The sequence below is a fragment of the Pedococcus sp. 2YAF34 genome, assembly GCF_052114585.1.
Classification (GTDB): Bacteria; Actinomycetota; Actinomycetes; order Actinomycetales; family Dermatophilaceae; genus Pedococcus.
The window spans coordinates 49,192-55,658 of the sequence record NZ_JBFRFA010000024.1 but is presented as its reverse complement, the minus strand read 5'-3'; the positions used below and the strand labels follow the sequence as shown (position 1 = coordinate 55,658).

Annotated in this window: 10 protein-coding genes; 2 read left to right on the top strand and 8 right to left on the bottom strand. The window is 72.6% G+C overall.

The features are described 5' to 3' along the window. Positions 1–282: integrase core domain-containing protein (locus tag AB4Z02_RS13295; protein ID WP_441971479.1), on the top strand; the 282-nt coding region annotated here is incomplete at its 5' end. On the opposite strand, the gene AB4Z02_RS13290 is transcribed toward AB4Z02_RS13295, so the two are convergent. Beyond that, the gene (locus AB4Z02_RS13290; RefSeq protein WP_441971477.1) at positions 279–1,067 is read right to left on the bottom strand and encodes a hypothetical protein; all 789 of its coding nucleotides are present in this window, start codon (positions 1,065–1,067) and stop codon (positions 279–281) included. The genes AB4Z02_RS13295 and AB4Z02_RS13290 overlap by 4 nt on opposite strands. 55 nt (positions 1,068–1,122) lie before the next feature. Between AB4Z02_RS13290 and AB4Z02_RS13285 the strand changes: the two genes are divergently transcribed. Next, a complete protein-coding gene (locus AB4Z02_RS13285) occupies positions 1,123–1,917 on the top strand; it encodes a class I SAM-dependent methyltransferase (RefSeq protein WP_441971482.1) in 795 nt (264 codons plus the stop codon). A 68-nt stretch (positions 1,918–1,985) separates the two neighbouring features. On the opposite strand, the gene AB4Z02_RS13280 is transcribed toward AB4Z02_RS13285, so the two are convergent. The 7 genes from AB4Z02_RS13280 to AB4Z02_RS13250 all read right to left on the bottom strand — a co-directional run bounded on the left by AB4Z02_RS13280 (position 1,986) and on the right by AB4Z02_RS13250 (position 6,388). Continuing rightward, positions 1,986–2,342 carry a phosphomannose isomerase type II C-terminal cupin domain gene (locus AB4Z02_RS13280; protein ID WP_441971475.1) on the bottom strand — a complete coding sequence of 119 codons (357 nt, stop codon included), beginning with the start codon at positions 2,340–2,342 and terminating at the stop codon, positions 1,986–1,988. A gap of 26 nt (positions 2,343–2,368) precedes the next feature. Beyond that, entirely contained in the window at positions 2,369–2,707 is a 339-nt protein-coding gene (locus AB4Z02_RS13275) for a DUF2516 family protein (RefSeq protein ID WP_056884441.1), read from the bottom strand. 17 nt (positions 2,708–2,724) lie between these two features. After that, the gene (gene dtd, locus AB4Z02_RS13270) at positions 2,725–3,150 is read right to left on the bottom strand and encodes a D-aminoacyl-tRNA deacylase (RefSeq protein ID WP_441971473.1); all 426 of its coding nucleotides are present in this window, start codon (positions 3,148–3,150) and stop codon (positions 2,725–2,727) included. 19 nt (positions 3,151–3,169) lie between these two features. After that, positions 3,170–4,150: an asparaginase gene (locus AB4Z02_RS13265; protein ID WP_441971471.1), complete on the bottom strand. Its 981-nt coding sequence runs from the start codon at positions 4,148–4,150 to the stop codon at positions 3,170–3,172. A gap of 137 nt (positions 4,151–4,287) precedes the next feature. Next, positions 4,288–4,998 (bottom strand): hypothetical protein, encoded by a 711-nt coding sequence (locus tag AB4Z02_RS13260; protein WP_056884438.1) that lies wholly within the window; start codon positions 4,996–4,998, stop codon positions 4,288–4,290. Position 4,999: 1 nt separating this feature from the next. After that, the gene (locus AB4Z02_RS13255) at positions 5,000–5,467 is read right to left on the bottom strand and encodes a helix-turn-helix domain-containing protein (protein WP_441971469.1); all 468 of its coding nucleotides are present in this window, start codon (positions 5,465–5,467) and stop codon (positions 5,000–5,002) included. A 75-nt stretch (positions 5,468–5,542) separates the two neighbouring features. Then, positions 5,543–6,388 (bottom strand): 3-keto-5-aminohexanoate cleavage protein, encoded by an 846-nt coding sequence (locus tag AB4Z02_RS13250; protein WP_056884436.1) that lies wholly within the window; start codon positions 6,386–6,388, stop codon positions 5,543–5,545. Positions 6,389–6,467 lie beyond the last annotated feature (79 nt).

The window sequence follows — 6,467 nt, the reverse complement described above, 5'->3', positions numbered from 1 at the left end:
TCCCCGTACGTGTCCCACCTGTGGCGCGACACCTGCGCCGAACTCGGCATCCGCCACACCCGCACCAGGCCCCGACGGCCACAGACCAACGGCAAGATCGAACGCTTTCACCGCACCCTGGCCGACGGGTGGGGCTACGCCCGCGCCTAYACCTCAGAAAGCGAACGCCGGGCCGCCCTGCCAGCATGGATCCACGAGTACAACCACCACCGACCCCACACCGCCTGCGGGAACAAGCCACCCATCACCCGCTTGACCAACCTGTCAGGTCAGTACATCTAGGTCGACGGCGACGGTGCGGGCTGCGGCCGGGCGAACGACGAGATGGTGAGGAACGCGGCGTTCGACCAGACGTGGACGTCGATGCGACCCTCCTCACGCACGTCCACCCCTCGCGCCACGCGCCCCGGCCCGACGCCGACGTTCGTCCCGAGGTTGGTGGAGAACGCCGCCTGCCCTTCCGCCGAGCTCGGCGCCAGCCACGCCGCCTTCCTGCGCAGGTTGACCGACGGCAGGGCCGGGCGGATCCCCGTCGTCAGGGGACGGTGGTCGAGGTGCCAGACCACGCCGTCGGCACCGTTGACGTCGACGCCGAGCCGGATCACCGAGCCGGCGAGCTCCACCCGCATCACGAGGGGCATCGTCACCTCGCCGTCGGAGACGTGCCCGAAGTAGGTGGCCCGACCCGGCAGGAAGGTGAGCTCGTCGATGGTGACGTTGCTGAGCACCCGGGTCACCTTCTCCTCGGTGTCGACCCCGCGTCCCGTCGCCCGCCCCTCGAGGGCCGAGAGCATCGACCCGCCGATCACCGTCTGCGTGAGCAGGTCCTCGCCGCGCAGGATCCGCAACCCGTCGGGGTACAGCGAGACCGAGACCCCGCCACCCAGGGTGGCGACGCCCTTGGCGTCCGCAGCCACGGTGAGCAGCCCCGGGGAGATGTCGTCGAACCCCTCGTCGCGCCCCAGCCACCCGGGGAGGTGGGTCGAGAGGCCGAGCAGCGCCAGTGCCGTGAGCGAGGCCACCAGCGCGACCATGCTGCGGCTGATGTCGATCTGGCGCCCGGGCACGGGATCACCCTAGGGGCGTGGCCTGGTGGCGCCTGCCCGTAGGCTGCCCCGCGTGGTGCGACAGCGACCGGTCGGGACGGTCACCCGGGGCACCACCAACCCCAACCGCCTGCGGCGCGTGGACCGCTGGCTCGCCGGCCCCCAGGCCTGGCGCCTGCGCCGCCCCGGTCCGCCGCCCGTCGTCGTCGACCTCGGGTACGGCGCCTCGCCGGTCACCGCTGTCGAGCTGCACGACCGCCTCCGCCGGGTGCGCCCCGACGTCGAGGTGGTCGGCATCGAGATCGAGCCGGAGCGCGTGGCCCTGGGCCAGGCCCTGGCGCGCGACGGGCTCTCTTTCGCCCTCGGCGGGTTCGAGGTGCCGCTCCCCCGGGGAGGACAGGCGACGGTGGTCCGCGCGTTCAACGTGCTTCGCCAGTACGACGAGTCGCAGGTCGCCGAGGCGTGGGCCACCGTGCAGGACCGGCTGACGCCCGACGGCCTGCTCGTCGACGGCACCTGCGACGAGCTCGGACGGCGCAGCACCTGGGTCGCGGTCGACCGCCACGGTCCGCTGTCGCTGACCCTGTCGTGGCGGCTGCGCGGGCTGCACACACCGTCGGACGTCGCCGAGCGCCTGCCCAAGGCGCTCATCCACCGCAACGTCGCGGGCGAGGCCGTGCACGGGTGGCTCTCGGCGCTGGACCGCTCGTGGTCGCACGCCGCCCACCACGGGAGCTTCGGCCGGCGACAGCGCTTCCTCGCGACGGTGCAGGCCCTGCGCGACGAGGGCTGGCCGGTGCTCGACGGCCCGAGCCGATGGAGGCTCGGCGAGGTCACCGTCGCCTGGGACGCGGTGGCGCCGGCGGCGTAGGTCAGCCGGTGGCGCGTCCACCGGTGAGCGTCGGGCCAGCAGGCGCGTCGCTTCAGTGGGGCGTCGCGTCAGCGGGCGTAGTCGTCCTCGAGGCGCACGATGTCGGCCTCGTCGAAGTCGCCGAACGCCACCTCGAGCAGCCGCCCCGGGGCGTCGCCCCGGTTGGCCATCCGGTGGACGGCGCCCTGCGGGACCCAGACCTTCTCCCCCGGCTGGGCGCTCCACGTGCGCTCACCCACGGTGACCTCGATGGGCCCGTCGAGCACCTGCCAGAACTCACCGCGGTGCTCGTGCGTCTGCAGCGACAGCCGGTGGCCCGGCTCGACCGTGATGATCTTGACCGTCACGCGCTCGTTGGAGACGAACTGCTCGAACTGCCCCCACGGGCGCTCCTGGACGAAGATCTCCTCGCGCGGGTCGCGCATGGCCTCCCCCTGACCTGCCACGGCGGTCACCACGGTCCGTAGGGGCCCATGTGCTGGCTCCCGCCCCCTCGTCCCACCATCTGCCTCAGGGCCGGCCTCACGTCGGCCAGGTAGATCGCGGCGCCGACGAACGCGATGAGGCCGATCGAGAAGATCCGCCCGGAGGACCCCAGCGAGACGAAGCCCAGGAGGACGGCGACGGCCAGGATGATCGTCCAGAACTGCTTGGTGCGCTTGCCCGCCGCGACGTAGACCTCCGGCCGGTAGCGCAGCGCGTCGACCAGGGCGAAGACCTCGGCGGCGAACGCCACGAGGCTGAGCAGCAGCGTCACCACGGCCTGCAGGCTTCCGAGTGTCCCGAACATGGACGACAGCCTAGACGTCAGACGTCGACGACCAGGGTCACCGGCCCGTCGTTGACCAGGGAGACGTCCATCATCGCGCCGAACCGCCCTGTGGCGACCTCGACCCCACGGGCCCGCAGCGCCTGCACGACCGCGTCGACCAGGGGTTCGGCGACCGGCCCGGGGGCGGCGTTGCTCCACGACGGGCGCCGCCCCTTGCGGGTGTCGGCGTAGAGCGTGAACTGGCTGACGACGAGCACCGGGGCGCCCACGTCGGCGACCGAGCGCTCGTCGCGCAGGATCCTCAGCTCGCTGATCTTGCGGGCCATCGTGGCGACCTGGTCGGGCCCGTCGTCGTGGGTCACGCCGACCAGGGCCACCAGCCCGGGACCGTCGATGGCGCCGACGACGACCCCGTCGACGGTCACCGAGGCACTGCTCACGCGCTGCAGGACGGCACGCACGGCTGGGGTCGGCCCCGGCTCAGATGTTGACGGCGACGATGGCGCCGACCGGCTCGCCGTGCCCGAGCACCGGCGAGTGCTCCAGCTGGGCGAGGGCCGGGGAGTCGACGCCGAGGCGCCGCAGGGCGGCAGCGAGGATGACCGGCTTGGCGCGGGGGTAGCCGTCGGCGACCTTGAGGGCGACGCCGCGACCGTCAGCCAGCCCCACGGCGTACACGGACTCGGCACCGTCCTTGGCGATGAGGCCGGGAGTGTGCTCGATGAGGGCGGTGACGTCGCGGCCGGTGCCGCCGAGGTAGGCGGGGTTGGCGCGGATCGCGTCGGCCACCTCGGCCTCGTGGGTGCCGGCCGGGGCCGAGGCCATGGCGCCGAACGCGCGGGCCAGGCCGGCGAGCGTCACGGCCATCACCGGGGCCCCACAGCCGTCGACCGCGGTGGAGGTGATCTCGTCGCCGGTGAGCTCGGCCAGCGTCTGCGCGATGGCCTGCTGCAGCGGGTGCGAGGGGTCGCGGTAGGTCGCGGTGTCCCAGCCGTTGACCACGCAGGTGGCGAGCATCGCGGCGTGCTTGCCGGAGCAGTTCTGGGTGATGGGCAGCTTGCTGCCCCCGCTGCGCAGGACCGCCTCGCGCGCGTCGTCGTTCACGGGGTAGTCGGGGGTGTTCTGCAGGGCGCCCTCGGTGAGCCCGACGGAGGCGAGCATCTCGCGCACCGCCGTGAGGTGGAAGTCCTCACCAGAGTGGCTCGCCGACGCGATGGCGAGGTGGTGGGCGGGCATACGGAGCCCCGCACGCACCATGGCCAGCGTCTGCACCGGCTTGTTGGACGACCGCGGGAACACCGGGTCGTCGACGGCGCCCAGCGCGAGCAGGTGCGCACCGTCCGGCCCGGTCGCGACCACGGAGGCACGGTGGGCGGACTCCACGAACCCGCCACGCACGTAGTGCGCGAGGACGGGGGCGTCGTCGAGGGCGGGCGGGGTGGCGGTATGCGGCGTGCTCACCCGACCGAGCCTAGCCACGGTCAGCGGACGACGGACGACCCCCACCCCGTGTGGGGTGGGGGCCGTTCGCGGCGCTGTAGGGCAGGGCCCGGCTCAGTCGCCGGTCACCCGCTGGTGAGTCGCTGGTCAGTCGCTGGTCAGTCGCCGACCTTGGCGGCGGCGGTGGTGCTGGCCTTCTTCGCGGTCGACGCGGTCTTCTTCGCACCGGTGGTCGCGCGCTTGGTGGCGGACTTGGTGGCGGTGGCGGACTTCTTGGTGGTGGTCGAGGTGCGCTTGGCAGCCGTACGGGTGCGCTTGGCGGACTCCTTGGCGGCCGTGGCCACCTCGGCGGTCTCCACGGCGACCGAGCCCGCGACGACGTCGGCGACCGTGGCGGCCTCCTTGCGACCGGTGGTCAGCGTGGCCTTGGCGGAGCGCTGGATGTCGGTGGCCGACTTGCGCACGGTGGTGACCGCACCCTTGCCGAGGGCGACGGTGGTGCCGGCCTGGGCGATCAGGTCCTGGGTGGCCTTCTGGGTGCGGACGCGCTTGACGAGCTGCTCGCCGCGGGCGGCGACGGACTCGTAGGACTCCTGCGCCTTGCCGGCCAGCACGAGGCTGCGGTTGAGCGCCAGGGCCGGCAGCTCCTGCGCCTGCTCGGCTACACCGAGGACGCGGGTCTGCGCGCGGGTCTGGAGGGCGGCCGGGTCGAGGTCTGCGGCGAGCTCGGCGCGCAGCGCCTCGGTGCGGGCCGCGGCGCGGGTGCGGGCCTCGCGGACCTTCTCGACGGCCAGGTCGGTCAGGCCCACGGCGGCGAACACCGGGGTCGTGTCGATGACGTTCTTGCGGATGTCGGCAACGAGTGCCATGTCATTCTCCTTCGGTGCGGGTGGTGGAGGTCTTGGCTGCCCGGGTCGTGGGCTTGCGCGTAGTGCCGGAGGCGGCCTTGCGGGTGCGGGTGCTCCTCGGGGCGGCATCGCCACCGACGAACGAGTCGTAGATGTCCAGCAGGGCGGACTTCTGACGGGCGTTGAGTCGCGGGTCGGCGCCGATGACGGCCCGGGTGTCCGGCGCCTCGGCCTGGTGGCCCTGGCGCTCGTCGAGGATGCCGGCCCGCACGTAGAGCGACTCGGCGGAGACCTCGAGGCCCTTGGCGAGCTGCTGGAGGATCTCGGCGCTGGGCTTCTTCAGGCCCCGCTCGATCTGCGACAGGTAGGGGTTGGAGACCCCGGCCAGCTCGGACAGCTGGCGCAGCGAGAGCCTGGCGGTCTGGCGCTGCTCGCGCAGGTAGTCACCGAGGCTCTCACCTCCCAGGGGTCCCAGCGGAATCCGGCTCATGCCTCCAGTGTGCTTGCTCTAGTTAGCAAAATGCAAACTGCAGGCAGCGTGACGGTGACCACATCCCGTCCGGTGTCAGGCGGTGCGGCGGTCCTTGACGCCCAGCAGGGCGCGGGCGTCATCCGTCGACATCGCAGGACGCTGCATCACCTCGGCGAGGTGCGCCGCGCGCTCGACGAGCTCACGGTTGTGCTGGACCTGGACTCCGCGCGAGAACACCACGTTGTCCTCCATCCCGACGCGCAGGTGGCCGCCTGCCGCGAGGGCCGCGGCAGCGATGGGCAGGTGGGTGCGCCCGATACCGGTCGCCGACCAGGAGGTGACCTCGGCGGGCAGCATCGAGACGCCGGCGACGAGGGCGGCCGGCGTCCCCGGCATGCCGCCCGGGACACCGGTCACGAAGTCGACGTGCACCTTGCCGCCGAAGGGCAGCCCGTGGGTGTCGATGAGGCGGGCGAGGGCGGCGACGTGGCCGAGGTCGAACAGCTCGAACTCCGGCACGACCTCGCGCTCCTGCGCCTGCACGTAGAGGTCGGACATGAAGCCGTAGGGGTTGAGGAAGACGTCGTCCCCGAAGTTGGTGGTGCCGCAGGTGAGCGAGCAGGAGTCGGGCTCGGCGTCGAGGACCGTCAGCCGCTGCTCGAGCGGGTCATGGACGCTGCCACCGGTCGACAGCTGCACCACCAGGGTCGTCTGCTCCCGAAGGGCGTCGACCGCGGCCTTGAGGTGGCCGTGGTCGAGCGTCGGGCGGTGCTCGGCGTCGCGGATGTGCAGGTGGATCATCGACGCGCCGGCGGCCTCGCACGAGACGGCGGTCTCGACCAGCTCCTCGAGCGTGGTCGGCAGCTGCGGGAAGTCACCCTTGGACAGCTCGGCGCCGGTGGGTGCGACGGTGATCAGGGTGCCGGGGGTCGTGGCCATGGCGGACATCTTGGCAGCAGTGCCGTGCCATTGCGGCCGCCTCTAGCGCACCGTCCCTGCAAGTGGGTGTGGGAGACTG

Excerpts from the sequence above, each read along its gene's own strand:
- AB4Z02_RS13280 (WP_441971475.1), bottom strand. The coding sequence starts at position 2,342 with ATGCGCGACCCGCGCGAGGAGATCTTCGTCCAGGAGCGCCCGTGGGGG.
- AB4Z02_RS13275 (WP_056884441.1), bottom strand. The coding sequence starts at position 2,707 with ATGTTCGGGACACTCGGAAGCCTGCAGGCCGTGGTGACGCTGCTGCTC.
- AB4Z02_RS13260 (WP_056884438.1), bottom strand. The coding sequence starts at position 4,998 with ATGGCACTCGTTGCCGACATCCGCAAGAACGTCATCGACACGACCCCG.
- AB4Z02_RS13255 (WP_441971469.1), bottom strand. The coding sequence starts at position 5,467 with ATGAGCCGGATTCCGCTGGGACCCCTGGGAGGTGAGAGCCTCGGTGAC.
- AB4Z02_RS13250 (WP_056884436.1), bottom strand. The coding sequence starts at position 6,388 with ATGGCCACGACCCCCGGCACCCTGATCACCGTCGCACCCACCGGCGCC.